We start from the raw sequence: 1299 nt of genomic DNA, 5'->3' as shown, positions 1-1299 counted from the left end.
AGCCCAAGTGGCCGCTGCTCAAGACCGGTTCGGTCGACCTGTTCAAGCCGGTCGCCTACGGCACTGATCAGCGCGGTCGGTGGGTCGCAGCAACGCTGATGTACATCGCGGGCGTCATCGGCGCCATCCCGCGCATGGGCAAGACGTTCCTGCTCCGTCTCCTGCTTCTGATCGCGGCGCTGGACCCGAGGGCGGAACTCCACACGTACGACATGAAGGGCACCGGTGACCTCGACCCGGTCGGGGACGCCGTGTCCCATCGGCACGCTGCGGGGGACGATGACGACTCCATCGAGTACTGCCTGAGCGACTTCAGGGAACTGCGCGAGGAGCTCCGACGCCGAACCAAGGTGATTCGGTCCCTGCCGCGGGACATCTGCCCGGAGTCGAAGGTGACCAGCGAACTCGCCGACAAGCGGTCGTTGGGCCTGCACCCGATCGTGATCGGCGTAGACGAGTGCCAGGTTCTCTTCGAGCACCCCGAGCACGCGAAGGAGTTCGAGGAGATCGCGACCGACCTGGTCAAGCGCGGTCCGGCCACCGGCATCGTTCTGCTGCTGGCCACCCAGCGACCGGACGCGAAGGCGCTGCCCACGGGCATCTCCGCGAACGCGTCCGCGCGCTGGTGCCTCAAGGTCATGGGCCAGTTGGAGAACGACATGGTTCTCGGCACGTCCGCGTACAAGCGGGGCGTGCGCGCGACCATGTTCGCCTGGGGCGACAAGGGCATTCACTACTTCGTCGGCGAGGGCTCGGACGCCCGGATCGTGCGTTCCGTCTACATCGACGGACGCGAGGCCGAAGCCATCGGCGCCCGCGCCCGCCGGCTGCGCGAGGAGGCGGGCACCCTCTCCGGGCACGCACTCGGAGAGGCGCCCGAACCCACCGCTGCCACCTACGACCTGCTCGCCGACATCCTGGCCGTCGTCGCCGCCAAGGAAGCCAAGGTCTGGTCCGAGACGGTCGTGAGCCGACTCGCCGAACTGCGGCCCGAGGTCTACGACGGCTGGGATCCCGACGCGCTCGCCGCGGCCCTGAAGCCGCACGGTATCTCCACCATCCAGGTGGGCCGTCGCGTCGACGGGAAGGTCGTCAACCGGCGCGGCATCGACCGCTCGCACATCACGTCGGCGATTGCGGAGCGTAACGGAAAGCGGGATGCGGGCTGACGCTCCGGGGCCGCTAGCGCTAGCGGCACACCCCGCTAACGTTAGCGGCCCCGCTAGCGCCCCAAACCTGCTCTGTTCGGTGGAAGCAGTGATCGAGGGCAAGCCCGAGGTCGTACGGCTTTCGCTGACC

The 1299-nt window shown here is 68.3% G+C and carries 1 pseudogene; it reads left to right on the top strand.

Annotation, left to right across the window (positions count from 1 at the left end):
- Nucleotides 1-1169, top strand: a pseudogene (locus ACWDNY_RS31405) (cell division protein FtsK); the annotation flags it as partial.
- Nucleotides 1170-1299 lie beyond the last annotated feature (130 nt).

Source organism: Streptomyces sp. NPDC003697, assembly GCF_053587115.1.
Note: the sequence above shows the minus strand (reverse complement) of the source record. Positions and strands in the feature narration are given on the sequence as shown.